The organism is Vibrio splendidus (assembly GCF_001557875.1).
Taxonomy (GTDB): domain Bacteria; phylum Pseudomonadota; class Gammaproteobacteria; order Enterobacterales; family Vibrionaceae; genus Vibrio; species Vibrio splendidus_F.
This window is the reverse complement of sequence record NZ_LNRF01000004.1, coordinates 112,722-135,514: the sequence shown is the minus strand read 5'-3', so window position 1 is coordinate 135,514 and position 22,793 is coordinate 112,722. Positions and strand designations below refer to the sequence as shown.

Here is a 22,793-nt window from a genome sequence, read left to right as displayed (position 1 = left end):
CTTTACCTCAACGTAGAGGCTTTTTACTGGCAGTAGAAGGAATTTAGAATGACACAAGCGCAGAACCTGCATCAATCCATGACAGAAACAGCAGCCTATGATGGCCAACCTGCTCAGCTTGTCACGTTGTCGAATGTACACGGCATGGAAGTGACATTCATGGATATTGGCGCAACGTGGTTGAGCTGTATCTTGCCAGTAAAAGGAAACAGACGAGAAGTGTTATTGGGTGTCAACTCAATGGATAATTTCGAGAAGCAAGCCAGCTATATGGGCACAACCGTTGGCCGTTATGCTAACCGCATTGCCAATGGTCGTTTCAAAATTGACGGTCAGAACTACAAGCTGGAAACCAACCAAGCGGGCAACACCTTACATGGTGGTCCGAACGGATTTGATAAACGTCGTTGGAATATTGCAGAGCAAACCGAAACGTCAGTGGTGTTTACTTTAGAATCTGCTGATGGCGACCAAGGATTTCCGGGGAATTTGAATGTGTCGGTGCGTTATGACATCACCGAAGACAATCGAGTTTCTATTAATTATTCTGCAACCACCGATAAGCCAACCGTGGTCAACCTAACGAATCACGCGTACTTCAATCTACTTGGCGCAGAAGCCGGACACGATTGTTTGTCACACATTGTCAGCATTAACGCTAATCAATTCTTACCGACCAATTCGGTAGGTATCCCGTTAGGCAACCTTAAATCGGTGAAATCGACCAGCTTCGACTTCAATCAGCCTATGATGATCTCAGAGCGTTTGTTGGGGGATGAACAGCAGAAAGCAGCAAAGGGTTACGACCACTCTTTCTTATTGGCTGACGGCTGCAAGCGTACTCAATGTGCCGCTACTGTAACCTCACCAGATGCGCTCGTCACACTAAAAGTATTTTCAACCAAACCTGCGATGCAGCTGTACACCGGAAACTGGCTTGGTGGTACACCAAACCGAAGTGGTGGTAGCTATGAAGACTACGCTGGTTTGGCGCTAGAAACCCAGTTCTTACCTGACTCTCCTAACCACCCTGAGTGGAAGCAGGACAGTTGTATTCTCAAGCCTGAACAAGAATATAACTACAGTACCTGTTACCAGTTTGAATTTTCGGGGGATTCTTCAAACTAGTACGCTCTAGCTCAAAGCGGTTACGCCAATGTCTTTTGCTTGTGAATAGGACGATGTGAATTATCGCGTTGTTCTTGGGGGATGAGTAAAAGTAGCGCTCAACAAGAGTGCGGTTTATTAAGTGCGATTGTTGAGTATCTGAGTAAGGTAGGAAAGCCCTAACAGAAGCGATTCTGTTAGGGCTTTTTTTTGTTTATTGCTTGATGAGTCGACCAGAACTTAGACTTTCTCTACCGAATTACGACGCACCAGAGTTGGAGAAAACATCATTGGCTCAGTTGAGGTGCTTTCACCTTTGGCCAAGTGCAGCGCGAGTCGTGTCGCTTTCTCTGCCATCATCTGAATCGGGTAGCGAATAGTGGTTAGCTTTGGATGAACATAGCGGGCAATCAAGCCATCATCGAAGCCGATGATCGACATTTTGTCTGGCGCTTGAATACCGTTTTCATCAAGGACAGATAAAGCCCCTGCTGCCATGTAATCGTTGTAGGCCACAATACCTGTGATTGGCAGTGATTTAGTCAAAAGGTTGGTCATGGCGTATTCGCCACCGTCACTGGTGGGAGCCGAGTATTCAATATAGCTTTCAGATAGCGCTATTTTGTAGTCTGAGAGCGCTGCTAAGTAACCTTGAACACGCTCATCGGCATCTTCAATGTTGTGTGATGAGGCGATACAGGCGATGTTCTTATGACCATGGCGGATCAGATATTCCGTCGCAAGATACGCGCCTTTCTTGTTGTCTAAGAAAATACAGCGGTTGGCAATCTCTGCAATATAACGGTTGATCAGCACTAAGCCTTTGACTTCTTTTGCATAGGCAATCAGTTCTTCGTCTGTCAGGCCTTTTGAGTGGATCACCAAAGCATCGCAACGGCTGTTAATCAGTAACTCAATCGCTTGTCTCTCTTCTTCACGATCGTGTGAGCCATTACCGACAAGGATATGTTTTCCGTTCTCACGAGCGACATTATCGACAGCCTTAACCAGCGTGCCAAAAAAGGGATCGGAGATGTCACCGACCAATACACCAACAGTGTTTGTGCTTTGGCTTACCAGCGCGCGAGCATTGGCATTCGGGCGATAGCCGAGTTTAGACATCGCTTTCGTTACAGACTCTACCGAGCTTGCACTCGCCTTAGGAGACTTGTTGATCACTCGAGAGACGGTTGCAACAGAAACACCAGCTTCCTTTGCTACATCTTTAATTGTTGCCATTTTTAACCTCTATACATTGCTGCATCTATTTAACACCGACAATGATAGTAAGGCAACGAAACTCTCATTTTACTTCCAGTAATGAGATCTTTACCGCTTGTAATTATTAGGCTTAATGCTAGTGTAAACATTTACATTTTACTTAATTTTAGTAAATGATTTAATGGGTAAAAACAAATCAATATAGGAAGTGAGAAATGGATACTGTCTCTTATGGTGACTTTGCTAAGTTAGAAATGCGTGTGGGTAAGATCATTGAGGTTGTGCGTCATGAAAACGCAGACAAGCTCTACATCGTGCAAGTGGATGTTGGTGACAAGACACTGCAAACGGTGACCAGCCTAGTCCCTTATTACACAGAAGAAGAGTTAATGGGTAAGCAGGTTGTTGTTTTGTGCAATCTAGCGAAGGCGAAGATGAGAGGCCACACTTCTGAGTGCATGTTGCTATGTGCAGAAACGGAAGATGAATCTGAAAGTGTATTGCTAACACCTGAACGTGCGATGCCTGCAGGTATTCGTGTCGTTTAAGCTCACTTTAGGTTGGTGAGTCAATGTGTTCACCAACCTAAATCAACTAGCTGCGTACAGTCAGTATCAAGCTATCAATCACACTGTGGTGGTGATCGGAAACCCCAGCAAGGTTGCCGTATTTAGGCTGGTGGCGATCATTTTCTAATGGGTGGTGCCAACCTTGTGTGTGTTTAACAAAATGCGCCGCAAAGCTTTCAGACACCTCTAAACATCCTGCCAATACCGTATCGACGTAGGTTTGAACGATAGGGCTGTTTTCGCAAGGTGCTTCAATCTCGTCTTTGATGTAAACCCAGATCGATTGATCCTGTTTGAACTCATCTTGGCTTTCTATCTGAGAGGCCTTTAATTCGATTCGGTGATAACCACGCTCACGGCGATCAAACTCAGCCAGTGAAATATCATCCACCTCAAGCAACACACCATTCACTTGTCCTTCGCCAAGATTGACGATCAAAGGTGATAACACATAGCTGTCATCGATCTTGCTCCAATGGCGAATTAAGCCATGAACAATCGCAGGGATCGCTTGCCCTGTCTGACCGGTAAGCTGGCGTGAAGATGAGTTGATTAAGCTGCCATAACCAAAAATATACATCGCATTCCTTGTCTGAGTTGTTCCATTTAAGTCTAGTCTTACTATATGTGGCGAGATACCAAAAGTCAGTAAGTTTCTATTTATACATCTATATGTCTTTATGACTCTTTTGGTTGTGTTTTTTTGACTTGTTTATTGGTTGGTGAATCTCGTGAGTCGCTGTTTTTACTAGTTTTATCCAATTGGCGCGTTTCATGCAATATGATCTGCATATTGCATCGGATTTGATGCACACCAAATTTGGTTTAGGTAATACCTTGGCCGCTTATCTGAGAATTAGGAGCGAGTTTGTTAAATATCACAGATAAAAGTGTAGAAGACGCGATTCCAGCCTACCTGCGTTTAGGCTTTCGACCTTTCTTCTTTTTAGGCAGTCTCTATGCCGTGATCGCGATTGTAGCTTGGGTCATCATGTTCCAAAACGGTCAGCCTGAGATTTTAAACGTTCCCGCATTGTGGTGGCACGTGCATGAGATGTTGTTTGGTTTTTCGATGGCGATTGTTGTCGGCTTTGTGCTCACTGCAGTGCAAACTTGGACAGGGGTCAATGGCACCAAGCATTATCGATTAGCCGCACTAGTTGGATTGTGGTTGGCACCTCGCATTCTGTTTTGGACACCCTCACCGTTATGGCTGATCTCGACGGTTGAGGCGCTGTTCTTAATCTTCGCCGCTTACGAAATTGGTTTTCGTGTCGTGAAGTCGAAAGGCTGGAAGAACCTGTTTTTTGTGCCGCTGTTTATATTGGCTATCGTGGCGAACTTTGCTAGTTACGCGACCATTAAGGGGATGCCTCCATTCCCATCGTCTGCAGTTTGGCAGGCTATGTTGTGGTGGTTTACCTTGCTGTTATCAGTGATGGGTGGGCGAGTGATCCCATTCTTTACGGCGCGTCGTTTTGAGTTTGAAAAAGCACAGCCCTTGGTTTGGTTGGAATGGTTAGCCAATCTACCTTTGGTTGGTTTATTTGTGTTGAGCTTCTTCCCATTGACCTTTGCTCAAGTAGGTAATGAGTTAATGGTGTTTGCTGGCGTGACTCAATTGGTGCGCTTTATCCGCTGGAAACCTTGGACAACGCTGTCTGAACCCTTGGTGTGGTCGCTGCATGCGGCTTATCTATGTATCCCTCTAAGCTTGCTGTTACGCGGTTTATTAGACAACCCGTTCGCGAGCCATAATATGCTGCACTTGTTTGCTATTGGCGGTTTGAGTGGGTTAATTCTGGCGATGATCACGCGCGTGACGATGGGGCATACTGGTCGTGCTATCTATAAAGGGCCAAGTATGGCTTTGGCGTTCTCGGCTATTTTTATCGCGGCACTCGTTCGTAGTTTAGGTGTGACTTTCTTCCCGGCGTATTTATTTGAGATGGTCAACATCAGTGCCGGTTTGTGGACACTGGCGTTTGGTCTGTTTATCTGGAAGTTCGGCATGATGTTACTAACGCCACGAGTGGATGGTCATCCGGGATAAATCGATTTCAATGCATTGATTAATAAAGGGAAGTGTTGAGTTTCCCTTTTTTAATCGAAATAAACTGTTATGAACTTATTGAGTATTCGCTACCAAGTATTGGCGTACCTGTGTAATGAGGTCTTCCTTGGCGTGAGGGGAGATGAAACTGGCTTCCACCGCATTAATACTGAACTGAGCTAATTCTTGATAAGTGACAGGATGAGCGTTAGCAACCGCTAGGAAGTTATCATTCATGTAGCCACCGAAGTAAGCGGGATCATCGGAATTGATGGTGACACACAGCCCTTTTCTCAGCAACTCGACGATGTTGTGCTCTTGCATAGTATCAAATACCTTGAGCTTGGTGTTCGACAACGGGCAGACCGTTAGTGGTGTGCGTTTAACGATTAACTGTTCCATCAGCTCTTCATCTTCAACACAGCGAATACCATGATCAATTCGGGTAATGCCTAACAAGCTCAGTGCATCGATAATATTTTGTGCGGGGCCTTCTTCTCCTGCGTGTGCGACAGTTAGGAACCCTTGGTTGAGCGCTTCTTGAAAGACATGCTTAAACTTCTCTGGCGGATTCCCCTGTTCTGATGAATCTAACCCAACGGCAATGATCTTATCTTTATAGGGAAGGGCTTGTTTGAGAGTTTCAAAAGCACTGTCTTCATCAAGGTGACGCAGAAAACACATAATCAGTTGGCTGCTGATGCCAAGTTCTCGCTCTGCTTGATTCAAAGCTCGAGTAATCCCGCCGACGATGACTTCAAAGTCAATGCCGCGTTCAGTGTGAGTCTGAGGGTCGAAGAATATCTCAGTATGAACCACATTATCTTGCTGGCACTTCAACAGATAAGCCCACGTCAGGTCATAGAAATCCTGTTCATGAATCAGTACGTTTGCGCCTTGATAATAGATATCGAGAAAGGATTGAAGATTGTGGAACTGGTACGCGTCTCGGACTTGGTCAGGGGTCTCAAAGGGAATCGACACGTTATTACGCTTGGCGAGTTGGAACATCAACTCTGGCTCTAATGTGCCTTCTATATGCAAGTGCAGCTCAACCTTAGGTAAATTTTTGATGAAGCTATCCATAGCAACTCCTTAGCTATTTTAATTATGGGCGGAGTAGGTGAGATAATAGAGTCTATAAACCTGAGCAAGCAGGTATCTCTTTCATTTATCTCTGTTTGAGCATAGTCCATTTCATTGTTGTCGATAAAATAGGGCAGAAGTTGATGGTGAATTGGGAGTTACGAATTAATTGAAATCAGGCGCAAACGATTTGCAGCATTGGAGTGTGATCCGCTGCAAATATTTGCAGCAATATTCATTGATTTGTGCTCTAATACCGCGCTTACCAAGGGATGGTGTTAAAAGATGCTCACTTAGATGGAGTTATCAAAGTTGACCGATCCCTTAATGATCTCCCTTAGGAAAAATAGAACATGTCTAAGAACAAAAAATTTGATATCCGCCTTACAGAAAAACGCAACGGTTGGTGTGCAGAGATTACTCGTCAAGTAACGTCTCGCAGCACTACAGTATCTAAGCGTGAGTCTGGTTTCGAAACTGAAGCTCTAGCACAAGAGTGGGCAGAGAAAGAGCTAGCATCTTTCATCGCAAACCAAGCTGAACGTAACGAGCGTAAATCAGAACAGCGTAAAGAGCGTGACGAACTACGTCACACTAAAGAGCTTAAAGCTGAGCAAGCACGTGAAGCGCGCGCTAAAGCTCGTGCAGAAGAGCAAGAAGACGCTGAATAATTCAGTGCATGACTAATTTATAGATCCCTTAATTTTAAGATAAGGGATTTGTAAAAAAAAAGCCCCGATACAACTTTTCTCTTTCTAGTTAAAAGTATATTGGGGCTTTTTAGTTTGTGGAGTTCTGTTTTATTGTGTTTAAGAGCACTGTTTTGGCTTCTCGCTTTTAACGTCGAGCTCTTAAACTGTTAAGCATTGTCTGATCAGTTATTCAGCGCAGTTAGCCAATCGTCTTCTGCCACTTCTTCAATGTAGCTTTCTACTGATTGTCCTACTTCTTCATCGTCTTGCTTGAAGTAAGCAATATGGAACACAGCATCACCTTCGTTGACCAAAGGTAGAGTTTGCTGACCAATCACGATACCGCCTTTGGTTGTGATCACTTGGCCTTCTTGGTGACCCAATGGAGAGCTGATGTAAGCAAGGGTTTGTCCTGCTTCAACCTGTTCGCCAAGTCTCACCATGTTGCGCAAAATTCCGTCTGATTCAGCGCGGATCCAGCTGGTGGATTTGCTCAATACTGGCTCTGGTAACTTCTTACGGTTAGGACGCAGCATGCCGATTTCTTTCATCACTTGATGCACGCCAAGGTAACCCGCACGAATCGCTAGGTGATCAAAACGCAGCGCTTCACCACCTTCGTAAGTTAATACAGGAATACCCAGTTTTTCCGCTTCGCTACGCAGTGAACCGTCACGCAGTGGAGAATCAATGATCACGGGTGTTGCAAACGCTTTTGCGATGCGCAGTGTTTCAGGGTTCGATAGGTTTGCACGAATCTGTGGCAGATTGGTACGGTGAATCGCGCCCGTGTGTAGATCCAGAATGTAATCACAGTGCTTTGCTACGTTCTCAAAGAAGGTGTAAGCGATGCGTGATGTTAACGATCCTTTCTCACTGCCAGGGAAGCAACGGTTTAGGTCACGACGGTCTGGTAGGTAACGAGATTTATGGATAAAGCCAAACACGTTAACGATAGGCACAACAATTAATGTCCCTTTCAGTTTCTTTGGATCAATCGCATTTGTCAGTTGTCTTGCAATCTCAACACCGTTTAGCTCATCGCCGTGGATAGCCGCATTTACCATCAGTGTTGGGCCTGCTTGGCGACCGTGAATAATTTCAATCGGGATCGAAAGTGGAGAGTGCGTGTAAAGCTGAGCTGCTTGCAGTTCAATCTCCATTCGCTGTCCTGGCTGAACAGTATAACCAAGTAATTCGAATGGTTGATTAGGTTTTAGTCTTGCCATTTAGGTTGTTCTCAACATGGTGATAATTCGTTAACACGGAATGTAGCAATCGTTGATTTTTAGTACGAATCAATCGCTTTACGGTGACGACAAAAGTTTTTTATTAAGTGGGTTCTGAATTGGTTTCAGTTTTTTATTTGGCTTATTGAAGGGTGTTTCAAATTGTGAATTCTCTGACAAAACATTGATTTAACGCTGATATTTATCATTCGATTGGTTGGTATTATCCATCGCCATTTTTTGGCGGCCAAATTAAAATATCGAGATCAAAATGAAAAAAACAATTTCAAAAGTTGTAGCACTAGCGGTGGTATCTGTTGCTTTATCTGGCTGTGTTGGTAGCAACGCAGTTACGGGTTACCTAATGAAGTTCAACATCAAGGCTGTTGATAACCGTTACGCTCGTGGTGGTTTGAACATGCTACTTGCACCTGCATATGGTCTAACGGTTGCTGCCGATTACCTAGTATTCAACTCACTAGAGTTCTGGACAGGTAGCAACCCACTAACAGGTGCTCCGCACATCTTTGATACTAAGACTGATACTTACCTAGACATCAACCACCAACTTGATCCGTCTCTAACGGAAGCACCTGTTGGTCCGATCACAAGTGCAGATGTGATTGAGAAAGGCCAAATGCAGCAGATTGATGAAAATACGATCCAAATGGACATTACTTACCAGTCTGGTGAGCGTGCGACGTTAATCGGTGTTCGCGATGGCGAGATGGTAACGTACTTCATTGATGGCGAAGTCGTGGCACAAACTTCAATTGATGAGCTAGAGAGCTACGCGGCTTCACGCGCTTAATTGCTTCTTTAGTCACAAATAGTCGATTACAAAGATTAGATACAAAAACAGGTACTCATTGAGTACCTGTTTTATTTTGTGTCGATGAATAGTATTTAGCGCGAAATCCTATCTATCGAAAACATAATGGTTCGAATTATGCTTTTTCTGGGATTGCTTCAAGCAGTGCAACCATTTGGTTCCAGAATAGCTCAACGGTGTCGATCTTCACTTTCTCATCAGGAGAGTGCGGGAACTTGATCGTTGGGCCGAAAGAAACCATATCCATGTTCGGGTAAGGTTCTTTGAATAGACCACACTCAAGACCAGCATGGATAACCATGATGTTTGGCTTGTGACCGTAGATACCTTCGTACATGTCGCGGAAGATGTGCATGATTTCTGAATCTGCGTCTGGCTTCCAACCTGGGTAAGCGCCAGAAAACTCGATGCTCGCGCCTGCTAGTTCAGCAACAGAGTGAAGCATGCTTTCAACTTGGCTACGGCCAGAGTCGATTAGCGAGCGGATTAGGCAAAGTACAGTGATTGTGTTCTCTTCGGTTGTGATAACACCTACGTTTAGAGATGTCTCAACAACGCCTTCAATCTCGTCACTCATACGAATCACGCCGTTTGGACATGCGTTAAGTGCTGCGATAAAGCGAGCTTGGTCTGCTGACGCAAGTGCGCCCATTTCTACAGAAGCTTCTTCATTGAAAGTCACGATGCTGTCTTCTACTTTGCCTAGCTCTGTTGAAAGCAGCTCAGTGTAGTAGTTGTATAGTGAAGCCAGTCTTTCTTGGTTTGCCGCAGGAACAGCAACCGTTACGAAACCTTCACGAGGGATCGCGTTACGAAGGCTACCACCTTTGAATTCGACGATGCGAAGGTCTAGCTCTTTTGCGTGACCCGCTAGGAAGCGAGCAAGCAGTTTGTTTGCGTTTGCACGACCTGTGTGGATGTCACAACCAGAGTGACCGCCTTTTAGGCCTTTTAGCGTTAGCTTACGTGTTACGAAGTCAGCTGGAATCGCGTTACGAGCAATTTCAAATGTCATTGCGCCGTCGATACCGCCAGCACAACCCATGTACACTTCGCCTTCTTGCTCTGAATCGGTGTTAAGAAGGATATCGCCTTCCAACCAACCCGCTTCAAGACCGAAAGCACCGGTCATGCCTGCTTCTTCATCTACTGTTAGTAGAACTTCGATAGGGCCGTGCTGGATTTCGTTTGAAGCAAGAACCGCTAGGCAAGAAGCCATGCCCATGCCGTTGTCAGCGCCAAGCGTTGTGCCTCTAGCTGTAACCCACTCACCATCAATGTATGGTTGGATTGGATCTTTAGCGAAGTCATGAACTGTGTCTTCGTTCTTTTGTGGAACCATATCGATGTGAGCTTGTAGCACCACACCTTTTTTGTTTTCCATACCCGCCGTTGCAGGCTTTTTGATGAATACGTTGCCCGTTGGGTCACGACGTACATCTAGGCCTTGCTCTGTTGCCCAAGCAATAATGTATTGAGCAAGCTCTTCTTCATGCTTAGAAGGGTGTGGGATTGAGCAAATCTTATCGAAGAACTGCCAGATAGGGGCAGGGGATAATTTACTGATCTCAGAATGGAATTCAGACACGGATGACTCCTTTTTTATTTGATAACCATATATTTAGGGTTTGTGTAGGTGGATATCTAGAACAAAAATCTAAAATATGGGTCTGTTTTGATGGCAACAGCATACCACTTGAGCGTTTTGACGAGTAGCGGTTCTAAACCTCAAATACCTCAAATTTTGAAAGCGATCTTGTCCCTCTGATCACAATTAAGCGCCTTGATGCTTATAAATGGTATGGGCAAACGTTTGTTTAATTCTATTTTGTAATTTTATTACGAAAATAAGTTTGCAAAATAACCTTAATTGACTAAAAGTGTGACGTATAGCAAAAAATACTTGTAATCTTTTTTCTTTGAGGTATATTAATAACCAACTTCTGAGATGAAGAGTAAATGCTCAAAGGATGAGTCCGTTTTATCGCCTCCAAGGAACCGAGAAATCAAATTCGTTTTTTATTGATTTATTAAGGTGATAGTTATGAAAGGTTTACCATCTGCAATGTTCTGGCTTAACAGCTCTGTTTACACTAGCAACTTTGCATACCCTACAAGCTTTGGTTACTAATACCGTAAGCATGTAACTCGAACAGTTTTGTTCACCCCTATATATTGGAATTCTTTTACAGCCCTTTTGGTTGACAGATTCTACCGCCACTCAGTTTTGAGTGGCGTTTTTTTTGCCTGCTACTTTTCCAAACCGCTTTATATTGTCACTTTCCCTGCTGTTCTGCGTGGTTGTTTTTTAAACGCCGAAATATCAATTTGCGCTTTATTACTGATCCTGTTGAAAAATACATAACTATTGTGGGTTTGAATTCAGAATTTACTGGCTAGATTCTCAATGAAAATAAGCGATGGTAGAAAAAATAATCAACTAATTTTACTGACGCTATTGCTCTTAATTGTTTGTTTTTAATTACTATTTATTATTAACACCTTCGTTTTTAATCGCTTTGTTTCATACGGCATTCTGATAAATATCGATTAGAGCCTTAATTCTATCTGGAATTTGTTATTTGATAACTTTATAATCCACAGCCAATCGATTACGCAACCGTTTACTTTTTACCCTTATAGGATTCGATAATGTTCGAAAAGCTATTCAAACTCAGTGAAAATGGCACCAATGTGCGCACTGAAATCATCGCAGGTCTAACAACCTTCCTAACAATGGCTTACATCATTTTTGTAAACCCAATGATTCTAGCTGATGCTGGTATGGACCATGGCGCTGTATTTGTAGCAACCTGTTTAGCGGCTGCTATTGGCTGTTTCATCATGGGCTTTGTTGCTAACTACCCAATTGCTCAAGCTCCAGGCATGGGTTTGAACGCATTCTTTACCTACGCTGTTGTAATGGGTATGGGTTATACGTGGCAAGTTGCTCTGGCAGCGGTTTTCGTATCGGGCGTAATCTTTATCTTCTTAAGTATCTTTAAGATCCGTGAATGGATTATCAACTCGATCCCTATGTCTCTGCGTGTTGGTATTTCTGCAGGTATCGGTCTTTTCCTAGCGTTTATTGCTCTTAGCAATGCAGGCATCGTTGTTTCTAACCCAGCAACTAAAGTTTCACTGGGCGACATTACTGCGATTGCTCCTATTCTAGGTGCACTTGGTTTCTTCTTAACGATTGCTCTTGTTCACCGTGGCGTGAAAGGCGCAGTAATGATTGCGATTCTAGCTATCACAGCTCTTGGTATTGTTATTGGTGACGTTCAATACGGCGGCATCATGTCTACACCACCAAGCCTTGCACCTACATTCATGCAGCTTGATTTCTCTGCGGTATTTGAAATCGGTATGATTTCAGTGGTATTCGCATTCTTGTTCGTCGATTTATTCGATACAGCAGGTACTTTGGTGGGTGTTGCAACGAAAGCAAACCTAATCAAAGAAGACGGAAAACTACCTCGCTTAAACAAAGCACTACTTGCGGACTCAACTGCAACGTCTATTGGTGCTCTGCTAGGTACATCAAATACTACTTCTTATGTTGAGAGTGTTGCGGGTGTCGCTGAAGGCGGCCGTACCGGTTTAACTGCCGTTGTTGTTGGTGTCTTATTCCTACTGGCTCTTTTCTTCTCGCCACTAGCAGGTATGATTCCGGCTTACGCAACATCAGGTGCACTTTTCTATGTAGCAATTCTGATGATGTCTGGCCTAGTTGGCATTGATTGGCGTGATCTTACGGAAGCAGCACCAGTCGTGGTAACATGTCTGCTTATGCCGCTGACGTACTCTATCGCTGAGGGTATCTCACTAGGTTTCATCGCTTACGCTGCAATTAAGCTGCTAAGTGGTAAAGGTCGCGACGTTTCACCTGCTGTGTGGGTAATGTCGGTTATCTTTATTCTTAAATACATTTTCGCTTAATCGTCTAGATTTCTGCTTAATCGCTGAAGAGGCTATGTTTGAGATAGCCTCTAATAACATGACAAAATTATTAGGTTTTATACTATGAGCAACAAATTCGTTATCACTTGGGACAACATGCAGACTTACTGCCGTCAACTAGCTGAAAAGCAAATGCCAGCAGAGCAGTGGAAAGGCATCTGGGCAGTAAGCCGTGGTGGTTTGGTTCCTGGTGCAATCTTGGCTCGTGAGCTAGGTATTCGTCACGTAGATACGATTTGTATTTCTAGCTACGACCACGATCACCAACGTGATATGACAGTAGTTAAAGCACCTGAAGGTGACGGCGAAGGCTTCCTAATCGTTGAAGACCTTGTTGATAGTGGTGACACTGCACGCAAACTTCGCGAGATGTACCCAAAAGCGAAACTGATCGCTGTATGTGCAAAGCCATCTGGTGCTGATTTGCTAGACGAGTACATCGTTGATATCGCTCAAGACACATGGATTGAGCAACCTTGGGATACTAGCCTAAGCTACGTTGAGCCAGTAAATCGCAAGTCAAAATAAGCGTAAACTTAGTTTTTTGAGAAATGACCCTTTATAGGGTCATTTTTTTTTATATTATTAGTGACAACCATTTCTTATTAAGTATCCCAATGTCTGAACCAGAAGAAACGAGCTCGAACCTTTCGGAAACTTTGTTTGTAAAGCACAAGCAGGCGAAAGAGACCTCAATGTTGACACAATACATGCCAAGCTCTGAAGCGTTATTGGATGAGAAGCGTGAACAGCAAAACTCATCATGGTACCGAAACCTAAGACGTCTTCAGTGGGTATGGCAAGGCGTTAATCCAATTGAGCAAGAAGCGGTATTGGCTCGCATCGCGTCATCAGATAACTCCCGTACAACCGATGAGTGGCTAGATACGGTTATGGGTTACCGAAGTGGCAACTGGGCATACGAATGGACCAAGCTGGGTATGCAGCATCAAAATCGTTCTAATGAAAAGAGCGGTGAAGAGATGGCTGAAGAGCTGTTTTCAGCATCGTTGTGCTTCAGTATTGCGGGTTACCCACATCTCAAGAACGACAACTTGGCGGCTCAGGCTCAAGTGTTGGCCAACGCAGCGTATTCTGAAGCGATTAAGCATACTAAGTTGATCGTCAAACAGATTGATATTCCATACCAAAACAAGAAGATCAAAGCGAACTTACATCTAACCAAAACAGACAAACCACAACCGGTTGTGATTGTCAGCGCTGGTCTCGATAGCTTGCAAACCGATATGTGGCGCTTGTTTAGAGATTACTTAGCACCAAAGAACATTGCCATGTTAACGGTAGACATGCCGTCGATAGGGCACAGTGCACATTGGCCGTTAACCGAAGACTCATCTTGTCTTCATCAAGCCGTGCTGAATGAGCTACCTAATATTCCATGGGTCGATCACCACAAAGTTGGCTTGTTTGGCTTCCGTTTCGGTGGCAATGCGATGGTGAGATTATCTTTCCTTGAGCAACATAAGATTAAAGCGTGTATCTCTTTAGGCGCGCCAATTCATGACATCTTTGTGCATGCCGACAAGCTTAAACAGATGCCTAAGATGCATTTAGATGTGTTGGCTTCGCGTCTTGGTAAAGGTGCAGTTGATATCAACAGTCTTTCTGGGCAGTTAATGGCGTGGTCACTCAAGGTACAAGGTTTGCTGTCAAACAGTAAAACCAGTGTTCCTATCTTGGCATTGGCTTTGGAAGGTGACCCTGTTTCACCACCAATGGATAATCAACTGGTTGCTATTTACAGTGATTACGGAAAAGCGAAGAAAATCAAAGCTAAGTCAATTACACAAGGTTATGAGCAATCCCTCGAATTGGCGATAAAGTGGCTTGAGGATGAATTATTTAGATGACATTTCTCCTAAATTAGTTAAGCATGAAAAGTGTACCAACTAAGTACCTGATACTCAGAGATAACTTATAAAACCTAATTGCGTAGTTTCTACGTATTACAGTCTGAGTAACGTCATTCTTAACATTGAAAATGGAGATTCAATATGTCAGAAGTGACACAACAACCTACGCATTATCGCTTGTTGAACGTTTTAAAGGCTATCGGGCCTTACTTAAGAGAGCCGCAATCAGAAGAAGGTCACTATATTTTTGATTGCTTGTCTGTATGTGTGAACGATAAAAAATCACCAGAAGAACGCGAGTTTTGGGGCTGGTGGCTAGAGTTGGATAAGTCGGAAGAGGGATATTCGGCTAAATACAATATTGGTAAGTACAACATCGATGGTAACTGGGATTCTTTACCATTACCTAAAAAGGCGGTCGCTGAAGTCTCTCGAACTCAAGAAGCCTTCCACCAAAAACTGGTTGATGAACTTCAAAGTAAGTTTGAAATCAGTATCCAACTAGACGAAGAGTCTGTCGAATTCGTCTAATTTTAAAGGTTACTCTTCTATATAAAGCAAAAAGGTGCGATTTCGCACCTTTTCTGCTTGTGAATTCCCCTTTTGATTGCTAAAACATCACCTCTTATTTGTTTTATCCATAAAAGACTTCATGACAACAAATCATCAAAGCGGGACAACAACACAGCGTAAAACTGTCGTTGTTAAACTGGGTACCAGTGTCTTAACTGGTGGAACATTGGCATTAGACCGCGCTCATATGGTTGAGCTGGTTCGTCAATGTGCTGAATTAAAAAAACAAGGCCACTCTGTGGTTATGGTTTCGTCTGGCGCAATTGCCGCAGGACGTGAGCACCTTGGTTACCCCGCACTTCCCAACTCGATGGCGAGCAAACAGTTGCTTGCGGCAGTTGGGCAAAGCCAGTTGATTCAAGTTTGGGAGTCTTTGTTTGCTATCTATGGCCTTAAGATTGGCCAGATGCTGCTGACTCGTGCTGATCTCGATGATCGCGAGCGTTTTCTTAATGCACGTGACACGATCAACGCACTCGTTGAACACGATATTATTCCGGTAGTTAACGAAAACGACGCAGTAGCAACCAATGAAATTAAAGTGGGCGACAACGATAACTTGTCGGCACTGGTGGGTATTTTGTGTGGCGCTGATAAGCTTTTGCTACTAACTGACCAAAAAGGTCTGTTTACGGCAGACCCTCGTAAAGACCCAAATGCTGAGCTCATCAAAGAAGTGAAAACCATTGATGACACACTGCGCAAGATCGCAGGCGGCAGTGGCACCACATTAGGTACTGGTGGCATGGCAACAAAACTGCAGGCGGCGGATATCGCTCGTCGTGCGGGGATTGAAGTTATTATTGCTGCGGGCAGTGCTGAAAATGTGGTGTTTGACTCATTGAGTGACAATCCACAAGGCACACGTTTCTTGCCTTTACCTGAAGCGCTTGAAAACCGTAAACGTTGGATCCTAGCTGGCCCTGCATCCGCAGGCGACATCGTGGTTGACGACGGCGCAGTAAACGCAGTCAACACCAAAGGCAGCAGTTTGTTGGCGAAAGGGGTTGTCCGAGTTCAAGGCGAGTTTTCTCGTGGTGAGGTCACCCAAGTCACAGACAGTAAAGGCAAAGTAGTCGCGCGTGGTATCGCTAGCTACTCAAGCCAAGACCTTGCAAAAATAGCAGGCAAGCACAGTAAAGATATTGGTGCCATCCTTGGTTACGACTACGGGTCAGAAGTCATTCACCGTGACGACCTGGTTGTAATTCAAGAGTAGCTCGTGATGATAAGGCGATGAACAGCGGATTTAGTTCTAGTACCTACCTTTAATGTTTAACATTTAGTTTTAGTAGGTAGTGCGAATCGCCTTTTTCCATCCAAAGACAGACAGAATTTAGGGAGAGTTAAACGTGGATTTAACTAACATGGGTATCGCAGCAAAAGACGCTGCTTTCCACCTAGCGACCGCATCAACGGCGCAAAAGAATAAAGCATTGGCAATTATCGCTGATGAGCTAGAAGCAAACGCAGCAACGATTTTAGAAGCGAACGCGAAAGATATCGAACTAGGTCGCGAAGCGGGTCTAACGGACGCACTGCTTGATCGTCTACTTCTGAATGAAGAACGCTTAACGGGCATCGCTAACGACGTTCGTAATGTGATTAGCCTAAACGACCCTGTGGGCAGCGAAATCGACAGCAAAGTACTGGAAAACGGTATGTCACTGTCTCGTCGTCGTGTACCTCTTGGTGTTGTTGGTGTTATCTATGAAGCACGTCCTAACGTAACTATCGATATTGCGGCACTGTGTCTGAAAACAGGTAACGCAAGCATCTTGCGTGGTGGTAAAGAGACCTTCTTCTCGAACATGGAGCTGGTAAAAGTTATCCAATCTGCGTTAGAGAAAGCAGAGTTACCTGCTGCTTCTGTTCAGTATATTGAAAAGCCAGATCGTGAGCTTGTTTCTCAGCTGCTTAAGCTAGATGACTACGTAGATATGATCATTCCTCGTGGTGGCGCTGGCTTGCACAAAATGTGTAAAGAGAATAGCACCATCCCAGTGATCATCGGCGGATTTGGTATCAGCCATATCTTTGTTGATGAAAGTGCTGATCTTGATAAATCTGTCGATGTGGTTGAAAACTCGAAAGTTCAACGTCCATCAGCGTGTAACTCGTTAGATACACTGTTAGTGCATGAAGCGGTTGCTGAAGCTTTCCTAACTAAGCTGCAACAGCGTTTAGCAGGCAAGGTAACCTTGGTTGCTGATACCAGTGCAAAATCGCTGCTAGCGGGTTTTGAAGACCAACGTGATGCGGTTGAAGGCGACTTTGACACTGAATGGCTAAGCTACACGTTAGGCGTGAAAGTCGTTGCGGATGTGGCAGAAGCGATTGACCACATGCGTGTACACAACGCGAGTCACTCAGATGCGATCATGACTAACAGCCTAGAGAGCTCAGAGCGTTTCATTAACTCTGTTGGTTCTGCGGCGGTTTATGTGAATGCATCAACACGCTTTACTGATGGCGCACAGTTTGGTTTAGGCGCTGAAGTCGCAGTCTCTACTCAGAAATTGCATGCTCGCGGCCCAATGGGCTTAGAAGAACTGACAAGTTACAAATGGGTAGGTAAAGCGAACTATTTAGTTCGCGGTTAACGCTGGTCGTTAATTTTACTCCTCAGCTCATTTTTGAAATGGCGATCGAGTAGCAATAATCAATGAATCACCACACAAAAGGGCCTTAATTGGCCCTTTTTCTTTCCTAACGTTTGGCAATTCCGTTACACTAATATTCAATTATTTGGAGGTGATATGCATTGTCCTTTTTGTTCAGAGAACGACACTAAAGTAATCGATTCAAGACTGGTAGCTGATGGCCATCAGGTTCGTCGTCGCCGTCAATGCCTTGCATGTAGTGAACGTTTTACTACGTTCGAATCGGCAGAACTTGTGATGCCTAAAGTCATCAAGTCGAATGGAAACCGCGAACCGTTTAATGAAGATAAAATGGTGGGTGGTGTACAGCGCGCCCTAGAAAAACGCCCAGTGAGTGCTGATGCGATTGAACTTGCGATCAGTACGATTAAGTCACAACTCCGTGCAACTGGTGAGCGTGAAGTACCAAGCGAGATGATTGGTAACCTTGTGATGGGTCAATTGAAAGAATTGGACAAAGTGGCGTACATCCGTTTTGCCTCTGTTTACCGCAGCTTTGAAGACATCCGAGAGTTTGGCGAAGAAATCGCTAAATTAGAGGACTAACCCCTCAATCATGTCTAATTTTACTCCCCTAGATTTTCAAATGATGTCGCGTGCTATCCATTTAGCGAAGCGCGGTATTTACACCACTGCGCCAAACCCAAATGTCGGTTGTGTGATTGTACAAACTGATGGCCAGATCGTTGGTGAAGGTTTTCACGCTAAAGCGGGTGAACCTCATGCCGAAGTGCATGCCATGCGAATGGCGGGCGATAAGGCAAAAGGTGCGACGGCTTATGTCACGCTAGAGCCTTGTTCTCATTACGGTCGAACGCCACCTTGTGCGGAAGGTTTGATTAAGGCTCAAGTAGCCAAAGTGATTTGCGCGATGCAGGACCCAAACCCAAAAGTCGCAGGCCGTGGTATCAAAATGCTACGCGATGCGGGTATTGAGGTTGAAATTGGTTTGCTAGAGCAAGACGCTCTCGACTTGAACCCTGCATTTATCAAGCGTATGCAAACGGGCATGCCATTCGTTCAGCTAAAGATGGCCGCTAGCCTTGATGGCCAAACGGCATTGGAAAATGGTCAAAGCCAGTGGATCACATCGTCAGAAGCGCGTCGTGATGTTCAGAACTACCGAGCAAAATCAGGCGCTGTGTTATCAACTAGCCAGACGGTGATTGAAGATAACGCGTCGCTCAATGTTCGCTGGGCAGAGTTGCCAAACAGTATTAAAGCTCATTACGTTGAAGATGAACTTCGTCAGCCAATTCGCGTGATTCTTGACCGTCAAAATCAACTGCGTCCTGAACTTAAGTTATACCAGTCGCCAACACCCGTGTTAAGAGTGGCTGAAGCGTCTGCGGATATTGAAGTCGGAACCACAGATGCGGGTCAGCTCGATTTGCATGATCTGATGCGTCAATTACCTGCGAATCATATCGACCATATTTGGGTCGAAGCGGGCGCTACATTGGCAAAAAGCTTGATTGAAGCGCAGCTGGTGGATGAGCTAATTCTCTATTTAGCTCCTAAACTTATGGGCAGTGACGGACGAGGTTTGATGGGCGCATTAGGGCTCACTTCAATGTCTGATGTGATTGACCTAGAAATTAAAGATGTTCGACAGGTTGGTGTGGATATTCGCATTGTGGCGAAACCAATTGTGGCTAAACCAATAGCAGCGAAACCACTCTCGAAATAGTCACTCCAACTGCATACGTGTCGTTGACAACAAAAAGAGTTTTAAAATGTTTACAGGAATTGTAGAAGCCGTAGGTACATTGAGTGCAATCACTCCCCGCGGAGAAGACATCACCGTAACGGTTAACGTTGGCAAGCTTGATATGGCTGACGTTCAGTTAGGCGACAGTATTGCAACCAATGGTGTGTGCTTGACTGTGGTTGAATTTAACGACCACAGCTACAGTGCAGACCTTTCGCTTGAGACCCTGAAAAAAACGGGTTTTGTGGATTACCAAGCGGGCGATAAGGTAAATCTTGAGAAAGCAATGCTGCCGACCACGCGTTTCGGTGGTCATATCGTATCGGGTCACGTTGATGGCGTGGGTGAGATTGTTGAACGTAACCAAGTCGGTCGTGCGATTGAGTTCTGGGTAGAAATGCCAGCAGAAATTTCAAAATACGTGGCTCAAAAAGGTTCAGTAACGGTCGATGGTATCAGCCTGACTGTGAACGATTTACGTAAGAACGCATTCAAGCTGACTATCGTTCCTCACACCTCTTCAGAAACCACCATCGACCAATTCAATGTCGGTCGTAAAGTGAATCTAGAAGTCGATGTATTGGCGCGTTACATGGAGCGTTTACTGCAAGGTCAGCAACAAGAATCTGAGCCTGAATCTCGATTAACAATGGAATTCTTACAGCAGAATGGTTTTGCCTAACCGTTGATACAAAGTATTTAAGCGAGACTTTGTAAAGCGAAGCAATATCATCAGGTTTAAATAGTGTCGGTTCGAGGAAGCAGAACCATTTCAAAGGATATAGAACAATGCCAATTAGTACTCCTCAAGAAATTATTGAAGACATTCGCCTAGGAAAAATGGTTATCCTGATGGATGATGAAGATCGCGAAAATGAAGGCGATCTGATCATGGCAGCAGAACATGTTACGCCAGAAGCGATTAACTTCATGGCAATGTACGGCCGCGGTTTGATTTGTCTAACGCTGACTAAAGAGCGTTCAAACCGTATGGGCTTAGCACCTATGGTTCAAGACAACAATGCACAGTACACCACTAACTTTACGGTTTCGATTGAAGCGGCAGAGGGTGTAACAACCGGTATCTCAGCATCCGATCGTGCAGTGACGGTTCAAGCAGCAGTAGCGAAAGACGCAAAAGCGGCTGACTTAGTTCAACCTGGTCATATCTTCCCACTGACAGCTCAAGAAGGCGGCGTATTAACGCGTGCTGGCCACACTGAAGCGGGTTGTGATTTAGCTCGATTAGCGGGCTGTGAACCAGCTTCGGTTATCGTTGAGATCCTAAACGATGACGGTACCATGGCTCGTCGCCCTGATCTTGAAGTGTTCGCAGAAAAGCATGACATTAAGCTAGGCACTATTGCTGACTTGATCGAATACCGTAACAACACAGAAACAACGATTGAGCGTGTTGCACAATGTCATTTACCAACAGAGTTTGGTGATTTCGAGCTTGTGACTTACCGCGATACAATTGATAACCAGATCCACTACGCAATGCAAAAAGGCAGTTTAACCGAAGGTGCTCCTTTGGTGCGTGTTCACCTGCATGATACGTTTACGGATCTGCTTCACTCAGACCGCGGTACTGAGCGCAGCTGGTCGCTAGATAAAGCGATGAAGCGCATTGGCGACGAAGGCGGTGTGCTGGTTATTCTTGGCAACGAAGAGTCGTCTGATTCTTTGATCCACAAAGTGAAGACATTCGAAGCGCAAGATAAAAACGAGCAGCCAACCATGGCTAAGAAGCAGGGTACCTCGCGCCGTGTTGGTGTCGGTTCTCAGATTCTTCAAGACCTAGGTGTGCACGATATGCGTCTGCTTTCTTCGAGCACTAAGCGTTACCACGCATTGGGTGGTTTTGGTCTTAACGTTGTTGAGTACGTTTGCGAATAAATCATGTGTCAACGAGCAGACGTTTCTCCGTTTGTAGCGACATAATTTACCGATGATTTCAGTGGCTCTTTTGGTAATAAGTTTTGCCAAAAGGGCAAAGTAGCCAAGTTCGACTCAAAACGTGTTCAATACACAAACTTGGCTCCTCGCTGTTCCTATATGCTTGGGACCAGCGCTGCATTATCATCTTTACATTGCCGGTGTCTGTTCTTCTAAATTACCATTAGATATTGCTCACAGTTTTGTGCTAGAATCCGGCGATTCTCACTTGATGAAAATAGTTAAAGGAAGGCTTATGAAAGTGATCGAGGGTGGCTTCCCAGCGCCAAATGCAAAAATTGCTATCGTTATTGCTCGTTTCAACAGTTTTATTAACGAAAGTTTACTTTCTGGTGCAATCGATACTTTAAAGCGTCATGGACAAGTAAGCGAAGACAACATCACTGTTGTTCGTTGCCCTGGTGCAGTTGAACTTCCACTTGTAGCGCAGCGCGTTGCAAAAACAGGCAAGTTCGATGCGATTGTATCTCTTGGTACAGTAATTCGTGGCGGTACACCTCACTTTGACTATGTTTGTAGTGAATGTAATAAAGGTTTGGCACAAGTGTCTCTGGAATACTCTCTTCCAGTAGCGTTTGGTGTTCTTACTGTTGATACGATCGATCAAGCTATTGAACGCGCAGGAACCAAGGCTGGTAATAAGGGTGCAGAAGCAGCACTTAGCGCACTTGAGATGATCAACGTTCTTTCTGAAATCGATTCCTAATGGGGGCCAGTGTGAAACCAGCCGCACGTCGTAACGCACGTCAATTTGCTCTACAAGCAATTTATTCTTGGCAAATTACTAAAGAAAATATTGCTACCGTTGAAGAACAGTTCTTATCTGGTGGTAAGTATGATGAAGAAGAGCATCATGCTGCAGAACCTGCACTTGCTATGCCAGAAACAGACGTTGCATACTTCCGCGACCTGCTAACTGGTGTTGCTCTTAGCCACATGGAACTTGATAGCAAGCTTCGTCCATTCGTATCTCGCCCTATGCAAGATCTGGATCTGATGGAACTAGCGCTTCTACGTTTAGCTATGTACGAGATGACTCGTCGCGAAGATGTACCATACAAAGTGGTTATCAACGAAGCTATCGAGCTTGCAAAAGTATTTGCAGCAGAAGACAGCCATAAGTTTGTTAACGGTGTGCTTGATAAAGCAGCACCGCACGTTCGTAAGAAATAAGACGTTCGTATATTGAATCTAAAGGTCAGCTTTCATGCTGGCCTTTTTTGTAACTAAATTTCTGTAATATCAATAATTACGGTGATTT

22 protein-coding genes are annotated in these 22,793 nt (G+C 44.6%); 17 read left to right on the top strand and 5 right to left on the bottom strand.

What is annotated here, in order from left to right; translation table 11 throughout:
* Positions 1-48 precede the first annotated feature (48 nt).
* Positions 49-1,128 (top strand): galactose-1-epimerase, encoded by a 1,080-nt coding sequence (gene galM, locus ATB74_RS12005; protein WP_060982576.1) that lies wholly within the window; start codon positions 49-51, stop codon positions 1,126-1,128.
* A 219-nt stretch (positions 1,129-1,347) separates the two neighbouring features.
* Here galM and ATB74_RS12000 read toward each other — a convergent pair whose 3' ends face one another.
* The gene (locus ATB74_RS12000) at positions 1,348-2,346 is read right to left on the bottom strand and encodes a substrate-binding domain-containing protein (RefSeq protein ID WP_061018682.1); all 999 of its coding nucleotides are present in this window, start codon (positions 2,344-2,346) and stop codon (positions 1,348-1,350) included.
* 197 nt (positions 2,347-2,543) lie between these two features.
* Between ATB74_RS12000 and ATB74_RS11995 the strand changes: the two genes are divergently transcribed.
* Positions 2,544-2,876 carry a tRNA-binding protein gene (locus ATB74_RS11995; protein WP_017060796.1) on the top strand — a complete coding sequence of 111 codons (333 nt, stop codon included), beginning with the start codon at positions 2,544-2,546 and terminating at the stop codon, positions 2,874-2,876.
* A 46-nt stretch (positions 2,877-2,922) separates the two neighbouring features.
* On the opposite strand, the gene ATB74_RS11990 is transcribed toward ATB74_RS11995, so the two are convergent.
* Positions 2,923-3,477, bottom strand: coding sequence for a gamma-glutamylcyclotransferase family protein (locus tag ATB74_RS11990; protein WP_061018680.1), 555 nt, complete (start codon positions 3,475-3,477; stop codon positions 2,923-2,925).
* Between the two features lie 288 nt (positions 3,478-3,765).
* Between ATB74_RS11990 and ATB74_RS11985 the strand changes: the two genes are divergently transcribed.
* Positions 3,766-4,950 carry an NnrS family protein gene (locus ATB74_RS11985; RefSeq protein WP_061018678.1) on the top strand — a complete coding sequence of 395 codons (1,185 nt, stop codon included), beginning with the start codon at positions 3,766-3,768 and terminating at the stop codon, positions 4,948-4,950.
* Between the two features lie 75 nt (positions 4,951-5,025).
* On the opposite strand, the gene ATB74_RS11980 is transcribed toward ATB74_RS11985, so the two are convergent.
* Positions 5,026-6,036 carry an adenosine deaminase gene (locus tag ATB74_RS11980; protein WP_061018677.1) on the bottom strand — a complete coding sequence of 337 codons (1,011 nt, stop codon included), beginning with the start codon at positions 6,034-6,036 and terminating at the stop codon, positions 5,026-5,028.
* A 353-nt stretch (positions 6,037-6,389) separates the two neighbouring features.
* On the opposite strand from ATB74_RS11980, the gene ATB74_RS11975 reads away from it, so the two are divergent.
* The gene (locus ATB74_RS11975; protein ID WP_017056240.1) at positions 6,390-6,707 is read left to right on the top strand and encodes a DUF3622 domain-containing protein; all 318 of its coding nucleotides are present in this window, start codon (positions 6,390-6,392) and stop codon (positions 6,705-6,707) included.
* A gap of 203 nt (positions 6,708-6,910) precedes the next feature.
* Here ATB74_RS11975 and ATB74_RS11970 read toward each other — a convergent pair whose 3' ends face one another.
* The gene (locus ATB74_RS11970) at positions 6,911-7,957 is read right to left on the bottom strand and encodes a succinylglutamate desuccinylase/aspartoacylase family protein (protein WP_017060792.1); all 1,047 of its coding nucleotides are present in this window, start codon (positions 7,955-7,957) and stop codon (positions 6,911-6,913) included.
* A gap of 271 nt (positions 7,958-8,228) precedes the next feature.
* Here ATB74_RS11970 and ATB74_RS11965 point away from each other — a divergent pair, with 271 nt between their 5' ends.
* A complete protein-coding gene (locus ATB74_RS11965) occupies positions 8,229-8,768 on the top strand; it encodes a DUF3332 family protein (protein ID WP_048605541.1) in 540 nt (179 codons plus the stop codon).
* A 136-nt stretch (positions 8,769-8,904) separates the two neighbouring features.
* On the opposite strand, the gene ATB74_RS11960 is transcribed toward ATB74_RS11965, so the two are convergent.
* Positions 8,905-10,377 (bottom strand): aminoacyl-histidine dipeptidase, encoded by a 1,473-nt coding sequence (locus ATB74_RS11960; RefSeq protein WP_061018675.1) that lies wholly within the window; start codon positions 10,375-10,377, stop codon positions 8,905-8,907.
* A 1,064-nt stretch (positions 10,378-11,441) separates the two neighbouring features.
* On the opposite strand from ATB74_RS11960, the gene ATB74_RS11955 reads away from it, so the two are divergent.
* From ATB74_RS11955 to nusB, 12 genes are all read left to right on the top strand, one after another.
* Positions 11,442-12,731 (top strand): NCS2 family permease, encoded by a 1,290-nt coding sequence (locus tag ATB74_RS11955; protein WP_060982571.1) that lies wholly within the window; start codon positions 11,442-11,444, stop codon positions 12,729-12,731.
* Positions 12,732-12,815: 84 nt separating this feature from the next.
* Positions 12,816-13,280, top strand: a complete 465-nt coding sequence (tet(34), locus tag ATB74_RS11950; protein WP_009847475.1) for an oxytetracycline resistance phosphoribosyltransferase domain-containing protein Tet(34) — start codon at positions 12,816-12,818, stop codon at positions 13,278-13,280.
* An 89-nt stretch (positions 13,281-13,369) separates the two neighbouring features.
* Positions 13,370-14,623, top strand: a complete 1,254-nt coding sequence (gene frsA, locus ATB74_RS11945) for an esterase FrsA (protein ID WP_050052699.1) — start codon at positions 13,370-13,372, stop codon at positions 14,621-14,623.
* 144 nt (positions 14,624-14,767) lie between these two features.
* A complete protein-coding gene (gene crl, locus ATB74_RS11940; RefSeq protein ID WP_060982569.1) occupies positions 14,768-15,157 on the top strand; it encodes a sigma factor-binding protein Crl in 390 nt (129 codons plus the stop codon).
* A 76-nt stretch (positions 15,158-15,233) separates the two neighbouring features.
* Complete coding sequence (proB, locus tag ATB74_RS11935) at positions 15,234-16,418, top strand: glutamate 5-kinase (protein WP_179946914.1); 1,185 nt, start codon at positions 15,234-15,236, stop codon at positions 16,416-16,418.
* A gap of 133 nt (positions 16,419-16,551) precedes the next feature.
* On the top strand, positions 16,552-17,802 hold the full coding sequence (locus ATB74_RS11930) for a glutamate-5-semialdehyde dehydrogenase (protein WP_061018674.1): 1,251 nt from the start codon (positions 16,552-16,554) through the stop codon (positions 17,800-17,802).
* A gap of 156 nt (positions 17,803-17,958) precedes the next feature.
* Positions 17,959-18,408 carry a transcriptional regulator NrdR gene (nrdR, locus tag ATB74_RS11925; RefSeq protein ID WP_004734394.1) on the top strand — a complete coding sequence of 150 codons (450 nt, stop codon included), beginning with the start codon at positions 17,959-17,961 and terminating at the stop codon, positions 18,406-18,408.
* Positions 18,409-18,418: 10 nt separating this feature from the next.
* Complete coding sequence (gene ribD, locus ATB74_RS11920; RefSeq protein ID WP_081090104.1) at positions 18,419-19,552, top strand: bifunctional diaminohydroxyphosphoribosylaminopyrimidine deaminase/5-amino-6-(5-phosphoribosylamino)uracil reductase RibD; 1,134 nt, start codon at positions 18,419-18,421, stop codon at positions 19,550-19,552.
* Positions 19,553-19,598: 46 nt separating this feature from the next.
* Complete coding sequence (locus tag ATB74_RS11915) at positions 19,599-20,255, top strand: riboflavin synthase (RefSeq protein WP_048612249.1); 657 nt, start codon at positions 19,599-19,601, stop codon at positions 20,253-20,255.
* Positions 20,256-20,362: 107 nt separating this feature from the next.
* Positions 20,363-21,472, top strand: a complete 1,110-nt coding sequence (gene ribBA / locus ATB74_RS11910) for a bifunctional 3,4-dihydroxy-2-butanone-4-phosphate synthase/GTP cyclohydrolase II (protein WP_017096788.1) — start codon at positions 20,363-20,365, stop codon at positions 21,470-21,472.
* Between the two features lie 295 nt (positions 21,473-21,767).
* Positions 21,768-22,238, top strand: coding sequence for a 6,7-dimethyl-8-ribityllumazine synthase (ribH, locus tag ATB74_RS11905; RefSeq protein WP_004741508.1), 471 nt, complete (start codon positions 21,768-21,770; stop codon positions 22,236-22,238).
* Entirely contained in the window at positions 22,238-22,705 is a 468-nt protein-coding gene (nusB, locus tag ATB74_RS11900) for a transcription antitermination factor NusB (protein WP_004734399.1), read from the top strand. Before ribH ends, nusB begins: the two co-directional genes overlap by 1 nt.
* The last annotated feature ends 88 nt before the right edge of the window (positions 22,706-22,793 follow it).

Coding starts and splice junctions, on each gene's coding strand:
- ATB74_RS11965 (WP_048605541.1), top strand. CDS start 8,229: ATGAAAAAAACAATTTCAAAAGTTGTAGCACTAGCGGTGGTATCTGTT.
- ribH (WP_004741508.1), top strand. CDS start 21,768: ATGAAAGTGATCGAGGGTGGCTTCCCAGCGCCAAATGCAAAAATTGCT.
- ATB74_RS11955 (WP_060982571.1), top strand. CDS start 11,442: ATGTTCGAAAAGCTATTCAAACTCAGTGAAAATGGCACCAATGTGCGC.
- ribBA (WP_017096788.1), top strand. CDS start 20,363: ATGCCAATTAGTACTCCTCAAGAAATTATTGAAGACATTCGCCTAGGA.
- ribD (WP_081090104.1), top strand. CDS start 18,419: ATGTCTAATTTTACTCCCCTAGATTTTCAAATGATGTCGCGTGCTATC.
- ATB74_RS11915 (WP_048612249.1), top strand. CDS start 19,599: ATGTTTACAGGAATTGTAGAAGCCGTAGGTACATTGAGTGCAATCACT.
- ATB74_RS12000 (WP_061018682.1), bottom strand. CDS start 2,346: ATGGCAACAATTAAAGATGTAGCAAAGGAAGCTGGTGTTTCTGTTGCA.
- galM (WP_060982576.1), top strand. CDS start 49: ATGACACAAGCGCAGAACCTGCATCAATCCATGACAGAAACAGCAGCC.
- nrdR (WP_004734394.1), top strand. CDS start 17,959: ATGCATTGTCCTTTTTGTTCAGAGAACGACACTAAAGTAATCGATTCA.
- ATB74_RS11995 (WP_017060796.1), top strand. CDS start 2,544: ATGGATACTGTCTCTTATGGTGACTTTGCTAAGTTAGAAATGCGTGTG.
- ATB74_RS11990 (WP_061018680.1), bottom strand. CDS start 3,477: ATGTATATTTTTGGTTATGGCAGCTTAATCAACTCATCTTCACGCCAG.
- ATB74_RS11975 (WP_017056240.1), top strand. CDS start 6,390: ATGTCTAAGAACAAAAAATTTGATATCCGCCTTACAGAAAAACGCAAC.
- nusB (WP_004734399.1), top strand. CDS start 22,238: ATGGGGGCCAGTGTGAAACCAGCCGCACGTCGTAACGCACGTCAATTT.
- crl (WP_060982569.1), top strand. CDS start 14,768: ATGTCAGAAGTGACACAACAACCTACGCATTATCGCTTGTTGAACGTT.
- ATB74_RS11970 (WP_017060792.1), bottom strand. CDS start 7,957: ATGGCAAGACTAAAACCTAATCAACCATTCGAATTACTTGGTTATACT.
- ATB74_RS11980 (WP_061018677.1), bottom strand. CDS start 6,036: ATGGATAGCTTCATCAAAAATTTACCTAAGGTTGAGCTGCACTTGCAT.
- frsA (WP_050052699.1), top strand. CDS start 13,370: ATGTCTGAACCAGAAGAAACGAGCTCGAACCTTTCGGAAACTTTGTTT.